A 15349-nucleotide genomic window follows, 5' to 3' on the forward strand; every position below is an offset into this window, starting at 1 on the left:
CCGTCACCAGCATGCTGGCGCGCGCGCGCCACGTGCCGTCGTCGCCCGAGGCCGACGCCGCCCGCCGCCAGCGCGCCATCGCGCCGGAACTCCAGGGCATGAGCGCCGCCACCCGCCAGGCCTATGCCGCGCTGCGCCAGGCCCGCCACACTGCAGAAAAATAAGACCATGCGTATCGTTATCGACCTCCAGGCCTGCCAGCGCAGCACTCCCGATGCGGCAGCGCTGCTGCACCTGGCGCAACAGATTGCCCGCAGCGCGGCGCCGCCGCAGCAAGTGGTGGTGGCGCTGAGCGACCGCCATCCGGCCGCCATCATGCCGCTGCGCCACGCCTTCGCCGGGCTGGCCGAGGTGGTGCTGTACGAACTGCCGCCGCCGGACGGCGCCACGCCGGCCGACGCGCCGTGGCTGGCGCGCGCCAGCGAACAGATCCGCGCCGCCTTCCTCGCCACGCTGCGGGCCGACCTGGTGTTCGCGCCCGGCCTCGATGCCGCGCTCGACGTGGCCGCCGTCAGCCCGCTGTTCGACAGCTACGCCACGCTGACCGCGCTGCCGGCCGCCGACGATGTCGCCGCCATCTGGCCGCTGTTCGAACAGGCCGTGGCCGAGCACGCCGCCAACCTGGCCGCGACCAGCGCCGTGGCCGAGGGCAAGCCGCGCCTGGCCTACATCTCGCCGCTGCCGCCGGAAAAATCCGGTATCGCCGACTACAGCGCCGAACTGCTGCCGCAACTGGCGCGCCACTACCAGGTGGACGTGGTGATCGCCCAGCAGGACGTCAGCGACGCCTGGATCAAGGCCGAACTGCCGCTGCGCGACCTGGCTTATTTCGAAGCTCACGCCGGCGACTACGACCGCGTGCTTTACCACTTCGGCAATTCGCCGATGCACCAGCACATGTTCGGCCTGCTGGAGCGCCATCCCGGCATCGTCGTGCTGCACGATTTTTACCTGGGCAACCTGCTCGACCACATGCACCACAGCGGCCACAGCGCCGACGCCGGCGTGCAGGCGCTGTTCGAGTCGCACGGCTACAGCGGCCTGCGCGACCGCGCCGCCATCGGCCACCACGACGCGGTGTGGAAATACCCGTCCAACCGCGCGGTGCTGGACCAGGCCGACGGCGTCATCGTCCATTCGGAATTGCCGAAACGCCTGGCGGCCGACTGGTACGGCCCGGGCATGGCGGCGCAGTGGCGCGCCCTGCCCCTGCTGCGCGGCCTGGCCAGCGGCCTGCCGCGCGCCCAGGCGCGTCTGGCGGCCCGCCAGCGCCTGGGGCTCGATCCGTCGCGCTTCGTGGTGTGCGCCTTCGGCCTGCTCGGCCCGACCAAGCTGAACGCCGAACTGCTGAACGCCTGGCAAGCCTCCGAACTGGCGGCCGACAAGCAATGCCAGCTGGTATTTGTCGGCGCGACCATTCCCGGCGCCTACTGCCGCGAGCTGTCGTCCGCCGTCAGCGCCCAGCGCCGCGTCAGCATCACCGGCTTCGTCAGCCACGAGGATTACCAGACCTGGCTGGCCGCCTGCGACGTCGCGGTGCAACTGCGCACCGATACGCGCGGCGAAACCTCGGCCGCCGTGCTGGACTGCCTGCTGCACGGTGTGCCGACCGTGGCCAACGCCCACGGCTCGACCGCCGAACTGCCGCCGGAGGTGCTGTCGCTGCTGCCGGACCGCTTTAGCCGCGAGGAGCTCGGCGAAGCGCTGCTGCGCCTGCGCGCCAACCCGACCCTGCGCGACAGCCTGAGCGCGGCCGGCGCCGCCTATGTGCGCGAACAGCATGCGCCCGGCCGCGTGGGCGACCTGTACCACGACACCATCGAATATTTCGCCCGCCACAGCGCGCCGCGCCACTACCGCCGCCTGCTGGCCGCGCTCGGCGCGCTCGACGGCGCCGCCAGCGACACCGCGCTGCGCCTGGCCGCTCAGGCGGTGGGCGCCAACCACCTGCCGCCGGGCCCGCGCCAGCTGTTCGTCGACATCTCGGCCATGGTGCAGACCGACCTCAAGACCGGCATCCAGCGCGTGGTGCGCAGCATACTGATGGCGCTGATCGGCAAGCCGCCGGCCGGCTACCGCATCGAGCCGGTGTACAGCCCCGGCCGCGGCGAACCGTACCGCTACGCCCGCGCCTACATGCAGGACATGCTGCAGGCGCCGTTCGACATCGCCGACGACGCGCCGATCGACACCCGCGCCGGCGACCTGTTCCTCGGCCTCGACCTGATGATGCACGGCACCCAGCAGAACCGCGCCCAGTTCGAACGCATGCGCGCGCGCGGCGTGCAGATCTATTTCGTGGTGTACGACATCCTGCCGGTGCTGCGCCCGGACGTGTTCCCGTTCGGCGCCGAACCCGACTTCGCCGCCTGGCTCGACACCATCGCCGAACTGTCCGACGGCCTGATGTGCATTTCGCGCTCGGTGGCGGACGAGCTGCGCGGCTGGCTGCTGGCGCGCCCGCCGCTGCCGCGCCAGACGCCGCTGCGCCTCGGCTATTTCCACCTCGGCGCCGACATCGACGCCAGCGCGCCCAGCACCGGCCTGCCGCCGGACGCCGACCAGCTGCTGGCCCAGCTGGCCAGCCAGCCGACCCTGCTGATGGTCGGCACGCTCGAGCCGCGCAAGGGCCACGCCCAGGCGCTGGCCGCCTTCGACCTGCTGTGGCGCCAGGGCGTCCAGGCCAACCTGGTGATCGTCGGCAAGCACGGCTGGATGGTCGACAAGCTGGCCAAGGACCTGCGCGAGCATCCGGAACAAGGCAAACAGCTGCATTGGTTGAGCGGCCTCTCGGACGAGATGCTGTTAAAGCTCTACCATGCGGCATCGGGCCTGCTGATCGTCTCGGAAGGCGAGGGCTTCGGCCTGCCGCTGATCGAGGCGGCGCAGCACGGCCTGCCGATCGTGGCCCGCGACCTGCCGGTGTTCCGCGAAGTGGCGGGCGAGCACGCCACGTATTTCAGCGGTTTGACAGCCGAAGACTTGGCCGCTACCATGCGCGCTTGGCTGGATTTATTGCAAAAAAATAAAGCGCCACAGTCGGCCGGCATGCCGTGGCTGACCTGGGAACAAAGCGCCCAGGCGCTGTTGAGCGCGATGCTGGCTCCCGAATGGCAACATCTGATCCACCCTGAAGAACAACAACTATCATGATTATTGGAAACGGCCTGTTGGCCCAGGCGTTCAAGGCCTACATCCCGGCGTTTGCCGAAGAGCACGACCTGCTGGTGTTCGCCTCCGGCGTCTCGAACTCGCAGGAGCGCGCGCCCGAGCCGTATGCCCGCGAGCGCGCGCTGCTGGAAGAGGCGCTGGACCTGGACCGCTTCGTGCTGTACTTCAGCACCTGCTCGGTGTCCGATCCCGAGCTGTCGCACATGCCGTATGTCCAGCACAAAAAGGCCATGGAAGCGCTGATCATGGAGCGCGCCCGCCGCAAGGCGATTTTCCGCCTGCCGCAGGTGGTCGGCGCCACGCCCAATCCGCACACCCTGACCAACTATCTGTACGAACAGATCAGCACCGGCGCCCGCTTCAAGGTCTGGCTGCACGCGCGCCGCAACCTGATCGACGTGGCCGACGTGGCCTCGATCGTCTGCCACCTGGTGGAAAACCATGCGGCCGACGGCATTGTCACCAATGTCGCCAGCCCGGCCTCGACCGGCATCCAGCAGCTGGTGCACATCTTTGAAGAGGTGCTCGACAAGCGCGCCAACTACGAGAGCGTGGACGCCGGCGCCAGCTACGACATCGAAGCCGAGCTGGCGCTGAAGACCGCCACCGAGGCCGGCATCACCTTCGGCCCCGACTACGTGACCAACCTGATAAGGAAATACTATGGCCGCTGATCTGCCCCTGCCGCCGGCCGCCGCGCTGGCGCTGTCCTTCGTGATCCCGGTGTACGGCAGCGAGAAGGTGCTGCCGGAGCTGGTGTCGCGCCTGCAGGCCGTGCTCGACACGCTGCCGGCGGTGCGCGGCAGCTACGAGGTGATCTTTGTCTGCGACCGCTCGCCGGACCGCAGCTGGCACGTGATCCAGCAATTGTCGGCGCAATACCCGTGGGTGCGCGGCATCCTGCTGCGCATGAACGCCGGCCAGCACAACGCCCTGATGGCCGGCTTCGCCCAGGCGCGCGGCGCCATCGTCATGACCATGGACGACGACCTGCAGCACGCGCCGTCGGACATCCCGGCCCTGCTCGACGAGCTGGCCAGCGGCCGCGACGTGGTCTACGCCCGCTTCAAGAACCGCAAGCACGCCTCGTGGAAGATCGCCGGCAGCCGCCTGAACGACATGGTCGCCGGCTACCTGATGCAAAAGCCGAAAGGCCTGTACCTGTCGCCGTTCCGCGCCATGCGCGCCGAGATCGTGCGCGACATCCTGCGCTACCGCGGCCCGTATGTGTATGTCGACGGCCTGCTGCTGTCGGTCACGCGCAACATCGGCACGGTCGACGTCGAACACCACGACCGCTTTGCCGGCGACAGCGGCTACAGCCTGCGCAAGTCGATTTCGCTGTGGCTCAAGATGGCCACCAGCTTCTCGATCGTGCCGCTGCGCCTGACCTCGTTTGCGGGCCTGTTCCTGGCCGGCCTCGGCTTCCTGCTGGCCATCCTGCTGATCATCCAGAAGTTCACCATCGACAAGATGCCGATCGGCTGGTCGTCGCTGATCGTCACCATCCTGATCATCGGCGGCGCCCAGCTGGTGGCGCTGGGCATGCTCGGCGAATACCTGGGCCGCGTGCTGCTGACGCTGAACTCGCGCCCGCAATACGTGATCGGCGACAGCATCGGCCTGCTGGCCGCCGACGACCAGAACCACAAGGACCTCTGATGCAACAATTCCTTCTGTATTGCCTGTGCGGCGGCATGGGCGTGAGCACCGACTACGCGGTGTACTACCTCAGCTATACCGCCGGCATGTGGTACCAGGGCGCCAACGGCCTCGGCTACCTGGCCGGCACGCTGATGAGCTTTTTCCTGAACCGCATCTTCACCTTCGGCATGCGCGACCGCACGCTGCAGCGCCTGGCCATGTTCCTCGGCGTGGCCGCGGTCGGCTTCGGCGCCTCGGCGCTGCTGCTGTGGGCGCTGGTGCAGTTTGCCGGCGTCGATCCGCGCATCGCCAAGCTGATCACGCTGCCGATGGTGGTGGTGCTGCAATTCACGCTGAACCGCCGCCTGACCTTCAACGCCAAGAGCGCCGCCCCGGCCGCCGTTCCTTCCCAACATTGAGATCGCTTTATGACACAGCAATTTGACGCAGTAATCGTCGGCGCCGGCTTCACCGGCCTGACCTCGGCCCTGGCGCTGGCGCGCGCCGGCAAAAAAGTGGTGGTGCTGGACGGCGACACCACGCCGGGCGGCCTGGCCGGCACCTTTGAGTTCAAGGATGGCGTGACCATCGAGAAGTTCTACCACCACTGGTTCGACAACGACGTCTACGTGCCCGAGCTGGTCAAGGAACTGGGCATGGAGGGCGACGTCGTCATCATGCCGTCGAAGACCGGCATGTACTTCAACGGCAAGCACTGGAGCCTGTCGACGCCGCTGGACCTGCTGCGCTTCTCGCCGCTGCCCTTCCTCGACCGCATCCGCCTCGGCCTGATGGTGCTGAAGGTGCGCAAGGTCAAGGACTGGAAGGCGATCGAGCACCTGACCATCCAGGAATGGCTGGAGCCGCTGTGCGGCAAGAACGCCTACCGCGTGGTGTGGAAGCCGCTGATCGAGAACAAGTTCAATGTCTACCAGGACGCCATCAACGCGGTCTGGATGTGGAAGAAGCTGGTGCTGCGCGGCTCGACCCGCGACGCCAAGGGCGGCGAGCAGCTGGCCTACTTCAAGGGCGGCTTCGGCCGCCTGGCCGAAGCGATGGCGGCCGAGATCCGCAAGCTGGGCGGCGAGATCCGCTACGGCGCGCCGGTCACCGGCGTGCAGGCCGACGGCGGCAGGCTGCGCGCCGTGACCACCGCCGACGGCGCCGTCGACGGCAAGGAATTCCTGTTCACGCCGGCCTTCCCGATCATCGCCAACATCTTCGAGGGCAACGCCGACGCCGCCTGGCTGCAGCGCCTGCGCCGCGTCAAGTACCTCGGCAACGTCTGCCTGGTGCTGGAACTGGACCGCAGCCTGTCGGACACCTACTGGATCAACGTCAACGACCCGGGCTTCCCGTTTGTCGGCGTGATCGAGCACACCAACTTCGACAGCCCGGCCAACTACGACGGCAAGCACATCGTGTTCCTGTCGCGCTACCTGGCCAAGGAAGATCCGCTGTGGGCCGCCGGCGATAACGACTACCTGGACTTCGCGCTGGGCCACCTGCAGCGCATGTTCCCCGACATGCAGCGCAGCTGGATCCAGGACTTCCGCATCTGGCGCGCCGAGTTCGCGCAGCCGGTCACCGAAGTCGGTTACTCGCAATACGTGCCGGGCCGCGACACGCCGTACAGCAACGCCACCATCAGCACCATGGCGCAGATCTATCCGGAAGACCGCGGCACCAACTACGCCATCCGCGAAGGCAAGGCCGTGGCCAAGCTGATCGCCGCCAAGCTGGCCTGATCCGGCGTGCGCACCGAGCTTCAGCAAGACGTCCGCTCGTTCTGGCTGCGCACGCTGCCGCTGCTGCTGTGCGGCCTGCTGCTGGTGGCCCGGCTGGCGGACGCCCTGTGGTCCGACTCGGTCGACCTGGCCCACCACTACGCGCTGGCCGCCCGGCTGGCGCAGCACTGGGTGCTGCCGGCCGCCTACGACCCCAGCCTGGGGGAAATGAATGTCTACCCGAGCGGCGCCCACCTGCTGGCGGCGCTGGTCGGCCGTGTGGCCAACTCCACGCTGCTGGGCCTGCAACTGACGGCCTGCGCCGCCGTTGTGGCCATCTGGGTGGTGCTCTTGCTGTTCCTGCGCCAGTTGCCGGCGCGCGCCGCCGTCCTCAGCGGCGTGACGCTGCTGGCCCTGCTGCTGCTCAACCGCCATCTGCAATGGCTGGTACCGCATGGCGGCGAACTGGTCACCAATTTCTTCTACGCGCAGCTGACGGCCCAGGCCGGCGCGCTGCTGGCGATGCTGGCGGCGCTGGCCATCGAGCGCGCCGGCTTGCCGGCGTGGTGGCGCTACCTGCTGCTGCTGGCCGCGATCCAGGTCCTGTGCAGCGTCCACCTGATGCCGGCGCTGGAACTGCTGGCAGTGCTGGGACTGGGTTGCGCGCTGGATCTGCTGCCGCTGGCGGGACGCCAGCGCCGCCAGTCCGCCGCGCCGCTGGCCCGGCTGCGCGCGGTCCTGCCTGCCCTGCTGGCGCCGCTGATCGGCGCACTGCTGCTGGTGCGCCATCCGGGCTACGCCGTGATGCGCTCGCTCAGCGACCATGACGGCGGCATATTTCTCCATAATCTGAACAGTCCGCTGGCGCTGGGCCTGTATGCCGGCGGCGTGCTGCTGCTGTCCCTGATCATGCTGTACAGCTGGCGCCAGGCGCCGGCCGGCGAAGCGGCGCGTCACGCGCTGGGACTCAAATATATCGGCCTGTACGGCGGCGCCTGCGCACTGATGTGCGTGCTGCAATCGCTGGCGCTGCTGTTCCACGTCGGCACCGACTACGCGGTCAAGAAATACGTGTACGCCCTGCACACGTCGCTGCTGCTGGAGTTGTGCATGGTGCCGGCGCTGCTGCTGGCCTGGCACCGCCGGACGGCGCTGTATCCGACGCCGGCCCGCAAGCTAGCCTGGGGCCAGGCCGCCCGGCTGCTGTCGCCGCTGCTGCTGGCGCTGGCGGTGCTGCAGCAGCTGTCGCCGCGCATACCCCATGCCGACACCTCGACGCTGGTCCGCCTGGAGCAGCAGCTGACCACCGTGCGCGACCTGCGCCTGGCCGAACCGGCCGGCCGCTACACCTATGCGGCGCGGCTGGGCGTGAGTCCGGCCTACGCCTATATGTTCAGCATCGGCGTGTTTGGCGTACCGCGCGACAACAACGCCGGCGACCTGCTGGGCGACCGCATTCCCGGCGACCTGGCCCAGGTCGGCCACCTGCTGACCATCGCCAGCCTGGCCGAGGCCCAGCCGTACGCGCGCTGTCGTCAGGTTGACAGTCCGGCCGGCCTGGCGCTGCTGGATGGCGCCTGCCTGCAGGCGGAAATCAGCCCGCCGGAGCAGCATATCGCGCTGACCGACAAGAATCCGGCGATGCTGTGCCAGCTGACGGGCTTTTCCGCGCCGGAACAGAACGGCAGCTGGAGCAGCGCCAAAACCGCGGTGATCGCCTGCCCGGTGCCCAAGCGGGTCGCCGGCAAGCCGCCGACGCTGGCGGTACTGGCCACCCAGGCCTTTCTTGAGTCCCTGCCGCTGCAGCGGCTGGAGATCCGCGTCAACGGCGCGGCGCCGGCCACTTTCCGCTATGACGCGGCGACGCCGGCCCGTCTGCTGGAATTGCCGCTGCCGGCCAACGCCACAGCGCTGACGCTGACCTTGTCGCTGCCGGACGCCCGCTCGCCGCAGGCGCTGGGCCTGGGGACCGACCAGCGCGAATTGGGCGTGATGGTCCGCTCCATCTCCTTCCACTAAAGTCAACCTCCAACCAGGCGCACCATGTCCAAACCTGTTCCCACCACCACGCCGATCTCCGGCGCCGTCAAGGCCGCGCTGCTGCTCGGCATGGTCGCCCTGCTGCTGTGCGTCGGCATCGACACCATCTGGGCCACCTCGTCCGACTTCTCGCACCACTACTCGCTGGTGGCGCGCATCGCGCAATTGTGGATCCTGCCGCCCGGCGTCGACCCGAGCCTGGGCGAGATGAACATCTATCCGCGCAGCAGCCACATCCTGGCGGCCGTGCTGGGCATGCTGGTGCACTCGCCGCTGCTGGGCATGCACCTGCTGACGCTGCTGTCGATGATTGGCGCCTGGGCCGGCCTGGGCGCGCTGATGCTGACCCTGCCGCGCCGCGCCGCGCTGTCCACCATGCTGCTGCTGGCCTTCCTGCTGCTGGTAAACCGTCCGCTGCGTCTGGATATCTACGGCATCGAAGACATCGGCAACTTCTTCTTCGCCCAGCTGGTGGCGCAGGCGCTGATGCTGGGCGTGCTGGTGGCGGCGCTGGCGATGGAGCGGCGCGGCGTGGCGCCGCTGCTGCGCAACGGCTTCGTCCTCGGCAGCATCTACCTGCTGGCCGGCACCCACCTGCTGCCGACCGTGCAACTGGTGTGCGTACTGCTGGCGCTGGTGGCGCTGGACTTTGTCATGCAAGGCAAGCGCGGCAGCCGCGCATGGACCTTGAGCGCGTTGGCGACGCTGGCCACCATGGCGCTGGCGGTGCTGCTGATGATCAAGCATCCGGCCTATGCGGCCATGAAAACCATCAGCGCCAACGACGGCTCGCTGACCCTGCACTGGCTGGGCAGCATGGCGCGCATCGCCGTCTACTGCGTGGCGATCGCCCTGCTGTCGGGCTGGCTGACCTTCAGCTGGTGGCGCATGGCGCGCCGCGGCGAAGGCCGCGACTGGCTGGCGTTCAAATATATCGGCCTGTTCGGCCTGGCGGCGGCCGGCCTGTGCCTGCTGCAGATCGCGCTGCTGCATGTGGGCCAGGGGTCCGAATACGCCGTCAAGAAGCACGGCTTCACGCTCAACAGTGTGTTCCTGGTGGAGCTGGCGCTGCTGCCGGCGCTGCTGTCGACGCGGCTGCGCCAGGCCGCGCCGGGTCCGCATCCGCTGTGGGACGTGCTGCACGGCGCGCTGGCGCTGCCGCTGCTGATCGCCACCGCCTTCCTGACCATCACCTGGCACCGCGGCAGCATCGACACCTCCGACGCCGTGGCGCTGGAACACAAGCTGGAGCTGCGGCGCGACCTGGTGCTGCAACCGACGCCGGGCAAATATGTCTACGTGGTGGAAGTGCCCGGCATGCCGTCGTGGATGTCCTATCTGTACACCATCGGCGTGTTCGGCACGCCGCGCACCATGAACAGCCTGGACGTGCTGAGCGACCGGCCGCTGACCGAAACGCAGCTGATCGGCACCATCATCACCGGCGCCGGCGCCAACCTGGGCCGCATGAAGGAATGCCTGCAGCCGGGCTCCAACAGCGAGCTGGCGCTGATCGACGGCGCCTGCGCCACGCGCCAGTCGGCGCTGGGCCGGCCGGTGATCGGCATGACCAGCATCGACGGCCAGCCCAACTGCACGCTGGAAGGCTTTGGCATGGGCGAAGAAGGCGGACGCTGGACGGTGCTCGGCGAGGCGACGCTGAACTGCCCGCTGCCGGTGTTCGACAAAGGCGCGCCCAGCACGCTGACCATCCACGCCAACGCCTTCCTGCAGGGCGCGATGACGCAGCGCCTGCGGGTGTCGCTGAACGGCGGCGCGGCGCAGGAATTCACCTTTGTCAGCCAGCAGCCGCCGCCGCTGGTGGAAATCAAGCTGCCGGCCCACGCCGACGGCCAGCTGAAGATCCACCTGGCGATGCCGGACGCGGTCACGCCCAAGTCGCTGGGCCTGAGCGGCGACGATCGCCAGCTCGGGGTGATCATCAAGTCGCTGGAATTCAAGTAATTCCAGACGAAAAAAAACCGCCGCGTATGACACGCGGCGGTTTTTTTTTGGCTGACGCCAGCTTACTTCGGCGAACCGCCCAGCAGGAAGGCCAGCTTCGGCTTGGCCTTGGTGATGCCGCTGTTGCCGGCCGTGGCGCTGGGCGCCGGCGCGGCCTTGGTCGGCTCGTAGGGCTTCAGGAACCATGGATCGACCTTCTCGCGGCGTGGCGGACCGCCGCCGCCGAGGCTGCGCGGCGGACGCTCGCCGCGCTCGGCCGGACGGCCGGCCGGGGCGCGGCCCATGTCTTCGGTGCGGCGCGGACGGCGTTCGCCGCGCTCGTCGGCAAAGCTCGGCGCCGGGTTGAAGCCTTCCGGCTCGGCGCGCTTGATGGTCTGCTTGATCAGTTTTTCGATGTCGGTCAGCAGGCGCTCGTCCTTGTCCGAGTAGATCGAAATCGCATCGCCCGAGGCGCCGGCGCGGCCGGTGCGGCCGATGCGGTGCACATAGTCTTCGGCGTTGTACGGCAGGTCGTAGTTGATCACGCACGGCAGGTCGGAGATGTCGAGGCCGCGCGCGGCGACGTCGGTCGCCACCAGGATGTCGATCTCGCCCTTCTTGAACGCGTCCAGGGCGGCCATGCGCTCCTGCTGCGTGCGGTCGCCGTGAATCGCCACCGCCTTCATGCCTTCGCGCTCCAGCTCGCGCGCCAGGCGCGAGGCGCCCAGCTTGGTGTTGGAGAAGATGATCACCTGCTTGAGCTCGCGCTGGCGCAGGATGTGCGCGGTCAGCGCGTGCTTCTGGTTCTCGGCAATTTTATAGACCACCTGGGTGACCTTGTCGGCGGTCTGGTTGCTGCGCGCCACTTCGATGGTGATCGGGTCGGTCAGGAAGGTGTTGGCCAGCTTCTTGATTTCCGGCGAGAAGGTGGCCGAGAACATCAGGTTCTGGCGCTTCTTCGGCAGCAGGTTGATGATGCGCTGCAGGTCCGGCAGGAAGCCCATGTCGAGCATGCGGTCGGCTTCGTCCATGACCAGCATCTGCACCTGGCCCAGGCTGATGTTCTTTTGCTCCACGTGGTCCAGCAGGCGGCCCGGGGTGGCGATGACGATTTCCACGCCGGCCTTCAGGATCACGGTCTGCGGCTTCATGTCCATGCCGCCGAACACCACGGTCGAGCGCAGCGGCGTGTGCTGGGCGTAGGCCTTGACGTTCTCGGCCACCTGCACCGCCAGTTCGCGGGTCGGCGTCAGGATCAGCGCGCGCACCGGATGGCGCGCCGGCGAGGTGCTGGCGCTGGCGTGGGCCAGCAGCATCTGGATGATCGGCAGCGAGAAGCTGGCGGTCTTGCCGGTACCGGTCTGGGCGGCGCCCATGACGTCGCGGCCTTGCAGCAGCACGGGAATGGCCTGCGCCTGGATCGGCGTCGGGTGCTCGTAGCCCTGGTCGTTCAGCGCACGCAGGATGTCCGGCGACAGGCCGAAATCGGCGAAGCGCACGGTGGCTGGGGCGGCAACGGCAGGCTGCTCGGATGGGGACGGGGTAGTGATCTCGGTATCGGACATAATGTGGACGGATGGTGAAGCGCCGTAAACTATACCCTAATTTCTGGCAACTGCGCTAAAAACCGCCAGTTTTATGCTGAAACTATTGCATCAATGGCATGTATAATAGCCGGCTGACCTGAATCTGGATGAATGCGCCCCTCTGCCATGCCCGTGTCTCTCTCGACGTTACGCCGCCTTCTGCTGGTCTGCCTGCTGGCATGCTTCCTGGCTCCGCTGTTGCCGCCGGGCGCAGCCGAGGCCGCGCCGGCGCCGTCGCTGCGTTTCAAGAAACTCGGCCCGCTCGGCGGCGACGAACCGTCGATGCTGTCGCTGATCCAGGACCGCAAGGGCTTTGTCTGGGTCGGCACCCACACCAACGGTCTGTACCGCTACAACGGCTACCAGGCGGTCAAGTACACCAACAACCCGTCCGACCCGGGCAGCCTGCCGCATGACCGCGTGTCGGCCATCTTCGAGGACAAGCAGGGCCGGGTGTGGGCCGCGACCCAGAACGGGCTGGCGCGCTTCAATCCCGAGACCAACAACTTCACCACCTTCACCACCGAGCTGGCGCCGAAGAACCACCGCATCGTCAAGAACATCATTTCCGACGGCAAGGACGGCCTGTGGATCGGCACCTGGGGCGGCCTGCAGCACTTCGATCCGGCCCAGGGCAAATTCGACGCCGTCTACGCCCACAGCGACAACGATCCCGACAGCCTGGCCAGCAACGACCTGAACGCGCTGGCGCTGGACGCCAAGGGCGGTGTCTGGATCGGCACCTGGCCCGGCGGCCTGGACTACCTGGCGCCCGGCGCGAAAAAGTTCCGCCACCACCAGGTCGATCCGGCCGCCAAGCCGGACGCGCGCGTCAACATCGTCCGCGCGCTGCAGTTCGACAACGGCGGCGCGCTGTGGATCGGCACCGAGTCCGGCATCATCCGCTGGGACGGCAGGAGCGACTGGGACACGCGCAAGGCGATCGCCTCGCCCTACAGCCGCATCACCAACTTCGGGCTCGACAACAAGGGCGTGCTGTGGGCCACCACGCTGTCGGCCGGCCTGCTGCGCTGGAACGACGCCAACGACATGTTCGACCAGTTCGTGCACGCCGCCGACGATCCCTACAGCCTGCCCGGCGACAACCTGCGCGCGGTGATGCAGGACCGCGGCGGCATGCTGTGGATCGCCTCCTTCACCGACGGCATCGCCATGGCCAACCTGAGCAGCGAAGGCTTCACGCGCCACGTGCCGTTCCGCATCGACAGCCGTTCGGCGCCGGCCAGCAATGCGCTGCTGAGTCTGGCGCGCGCGCCGAACGGCAGGATCTGGCTGGGCGGCAACGTCGGCATGAGCTTGTACGATCCGGCCACCAGCACCGTGCTGCGCAGCTACCACGCCGACGACAAGACGCCGGGCAAGCTGTCGCACTCCATCGTCTACAGCATGTACCAGGACGAGGACGGCAAAGGCCCGCTGTGGCTGGGCACCTCCAACGGCCTGAACCGCCTCGACACGCCGGACAGCCCGTTCCAGACCATCCACTTCGGCAACACCGCCAGCGACTACATCAACGCCATCGCGCCCGGCGCCGGCGGCATGCTGTGGCTGGCCACCGGCAACAGCCTGATCCGCTACGAGATCAGGACCGACGCCCGCAAGATCTACTACAACGATCCGCAGGACCCGCACTCGCGCAGCGTCAACGGCACCTCGGCGGTGCTGGAAGACCGCCAGGGCCGCGTGTGGGCCGGCTCGGAATGGAACGGCGGCGGCCTCGACCTGCTGGACACCGCCAGCGGCAAGTTCCGCCACTACCGCCACTCGTCCAGGGACACGGCCAGCCTCAGCGACGACAACATCGCCAGCCTGCACGAGGATGGGCAGGGCCGCATCTGGGTCGGCACCAGCAAGGGCCTGGACCTGGTGGTGTTCAAGCCGGACGGTTCGATCGCCTTCAAGTCCTACGCGGCGGCCATGCGCGCGCCGAAGATCCTGGCCATCCAGCACGACAACGACGGCAAGATCTGGTGCAGCACCATCGCCGGCCTGTACCGGCTGGAACCGGACAGCGGCAAGGTCACCCAGTTCACCGCCTCGGACGGTTTGACCGAGGGCTTCACCGTCAACTCCTCGTCGTTCGGCGCCGACGGCACGCTGTACTTCGGCGGCGTGCACGGCATGACGGCGGTGACGCCGACCAAGGTGAAAACCAGCTCGGTGCCACCGCAGGTGGCGATCACCGACATCACCGTGTTCAACCACTCGCTGCAGAACGGCAAGCCGGCCGAGAACGTCAAGGCCGACGGCCCGGTGACGGCGCCCACCGCGCTGACGCTGTCGTCGCAGGCCTCGGTGTTCGCGCTGGAGTTCGCGGCGCTGCATTACACCGAGCCGTCCGGCAACCGCTATTCCTACCAGTTGCAGGGCTTCGACCGCGACTGGGTGGAGACCGACGCCAGCCACCGCACCGCCAGCTACACCAACCTGAATCCGGGCCAGTACGTGTTCCGCGTCAAGGCCGCCAATCACCTCGGCGTGTGGAACAATGTGCCGGCCACGCTCAACATCACCATCACGCCGCCGTTCTGGCAGCGCTGGTGGTTCCGTTCCGGCCTGGCGGCGCTGGTGGTCGGTTCGCTGGTGCTGGCGTACAAGATCCGCATCAGCCGCCTGACCCGGCATCAGGCCGAGCTGGAGCGGACGGTGGCGGCGCGCACCGCCGAGTTGGAGGAATCCAACCGCAAGCTGGCCGCACTGAGCACCACCGACGGCCTGACCGGCGTCAGCAACCGCCGTGGTTTCGACGTGGCGCTGGAGGCCGAATGGCGGCGCGCGGCGCGCACCGGCCAGACGCTGGCGCTGCTGATGCTGGACGTGGACTACTTCAAGAAGTACAACGACCATTACGGCCACCAGGCCGGCGACGCCATGCTGCGCACCGTGGCCGGGCTGATCACCACCCACGGCCGCCGCACCACCGACGTGGTGGCGCGCTACGGCGGCGAAGAGTTCGCGCTGCTGGCGGCCGCCACCGACGCCACCGATGCCTTCGGCGTGGCGGAGGAGATCTGCGGCGAGCTGACCCGGCGGGCCTTGCCGCACGCGCAGTCGCCGTTCGGTATCATGACCATCAGTATCGGGGTTGCGGTGCTGGTGCCGACCGAGGACACCGCGCCGCAGGACCTGGTGCAGCTGGCCGACCGCGCGCTGTACCGCGCCAAGGAAAAAGGACGCAATATGGCGCTGCTGGCGATGCCGCCGATGTGAGCGCCG

General features: G+C 68.1%; 9 protein-coding genes. 8 read left to right on the forward strand and 1 reads right to left on the reverse strand.

The annotated features are described in order from the left end of the window. The first annotated feature begins 168 nt into the window (after window positions 1-168). Genes GJ695_RS15945 through GJ695_RS15975 form a run of 7 tightly spaced genes read left to right on the forward strand, consistent with a single transcriptional unit; the run spans window position 169 to window position 10547 of the window. On the forward strand, window positions 169-3153 hold the full coding sequence (locus GJ695_RS15945) for a glycosyltransferase (protein ID WP_154366376.1): 2985 nt from the start codon (window positions 169-171) through the stop codon (window positions 3151-3153). Then, window positions 3150-3845 (forward strand): NAD-dependent epimerase/dehydratase family protein, encoded by a 696-nt coding sequence (locus GJ695_RS15950; protein WP_154366377.1) that lies wholly within the window; start codon window positions 3150-3152, stop codon window positions 3843-3845. Before GJ695_RS15945 ends, GJ695_RS15950 begins: the two co-directional genes overlap by 4 nt. Further along, the gene (locus GJ695_RS15955) at window positions 3835-4833 is read left to right on the forward strand and encodes a glycosyltransferase family 2 protein (RefSeq protein ID WP_154366379.1); all 999 of its coding nucleotides are present in this window, start codon (window positions 3835-3837) and stop codon (window positions 4831-4833) included. Before GJ695_RS15950 ends, GJ695_RS15955 begins: the two co-directional genes overlap by 11 nt. Then, window positions 4833-5234, forward strand: a complete 402-nt coding sequence (locus GJ695_RS15960; RefSeq protein WP_154366381.1) for a GtrA family protein — start codon at window positions 4833-4835, stop codon at window positions 5232-5234. The genes GJ695_RS15955 and GJ695_RS15960 overlap by 1 nt, the downstream gene beginning before the upstream one ends. A 9-nt stretch (window positions 5235-5243) precedes the next feature. Next, on the forward strand, window positions 5244-6563 hold the full coding sequence (locus tag GJ695_RS15965; RefSeq protein ID WP_154366383.1) for an NAD(P)/FAD-dependent oxidoreductase: 1320 nt from the start codon (window positions 5244-5246) through the stop codon (window positions 6561-6563). A 6-nt stretch (window positions 6564-6569) separates the two neighbouring features. Further along, on the forward strand, window positions 6570-8561 hold the full coding sequence (locus GJ695_RS15970) for a hypothetical protein (RefSeq protein ID WP_154366385.1): 1992 nt from the start codon (window positions 6570-6572) through the stop codon (window positions 8559-8561). Window positions 8562-8585: 24 nt separating this feature from the next. Further along, the gene (locus tag GJ695_RS15975; RefSeq protein ID WP_154366387.1) at window positions 8586-10547 is read left to right on the forward strand and encodes a hypothetical protein; all 1962 of its coding nucleotides are present in this window, start codon (window positions 8586-8588) and stop codon (window positions 10545-10547) included. A gap of 62 nt (window positions 10548-10609) precedes the next feature. On the opposite strand, the gene GJ695_RS15980 is transcribed toward GJ695_RS15975, so the two are convergent. After that, the gene (locus GJ695_RS15980; RefSeq protein ID WP_154366390.1) at window positions 10610-12091 is read right to left on the reverse strand and encodes a DEAD/DEAH box helicase; all 1482 of its coding nucleotides are present in this window, start codon (window positions 12089-12091) and stop codon (window positions 10610-10612) included. A 147-nt stretch (window positions 12092-12238) separates the two neighbouring features. On the opposite strand from GJ695_RS15980, the gene GJ695_RS15985 reads away from it, so the two are divergent. Continuing rightward, the gene (locus GJ695_RS15985) at window positions 12239-15343 is read left to right on the forward strand and encodes a ligand-binding sensor domain-containing diguanylate cyclase (RefSeq protein WP_154366391.1); all 3105 of its coding nucleotides are present in this window, start codon (window positions 12239-12241) and stop codon (window positions 15341-15343) included. Window positions 15344-15349 lie beyond the last annotated feature (6 nt).

This window comes from Duganella alba, from assembly GCF_009674495.1.
In the GTDB taxonomy this organism is placed as follows: Bacteria; Pseudomonadota; Gammaproteobacteria; order Burkholderiales; family Burkholderiaceae_D; genus Rugamonas; species Rugamonas alba.

Excerpts from the sequence above, each read along its gene's own strand:
- GJ695_RS15955 (WP_154366379.1), top strand. The coding sequence starts at position 3,835 with ATGGCCGCTGATCTGCCCCTGCCGCCGGCCGCCGCGCTGGCGCTGTCC.
- GJ695_RS15945 (WP_154366376.1), top strand. The coding sequence starts at position 169 with ATGCGTATCGTTATCGACCTCCAGGCCTGCCAGCGCAGCACTCCCGAT.
- GJ695_RS15985 (WP_154366391.1), top strand. The coding sequence starts at position 12,239 with ATGCCCGTGTCTCTCTCGACGTTACGCCGCCTTCTGCTGGTCTGCCTG.
- GJ695_RS15960 (WP_154366381.1), top strand. The coding sequence starts at position 4,833 with ATGCAACAATTCCTTCTGTATTGCCTGTGCGGCGGCATGGGCGTGAGC.
- GJ695_RS15980 (WP_154366390.1), bottom strand. The coding sequence starts at position 12,091 with ATGTCCGATACCGAGATCACTACCCCGTCCCCATCCGAGCAGCCTGCC.
- GJ695_RS15965 (WP_154366383.1), top strand. The coding sequence starts at position 5,244 with ATGACACAGCAATTTGACGCAGTAATCGTCGGCGCCGGCTTCACCGGC.
- GJ695_RS15975 (WP_154366387.1), top strand. The coding sequence starts at position 8,586 with ATGTCCAAACCTGTTCCCACCACCACGCCGATCTCCGGCGCCGTCAAG.
- GJ695_RS15950 (WP_154366377.1), top strand. The coding sequence starts at position 3,150 with ATGATTATTGGAAACGGCCTGTTGGCCCAGGCGTTCAAGGCCTACATC.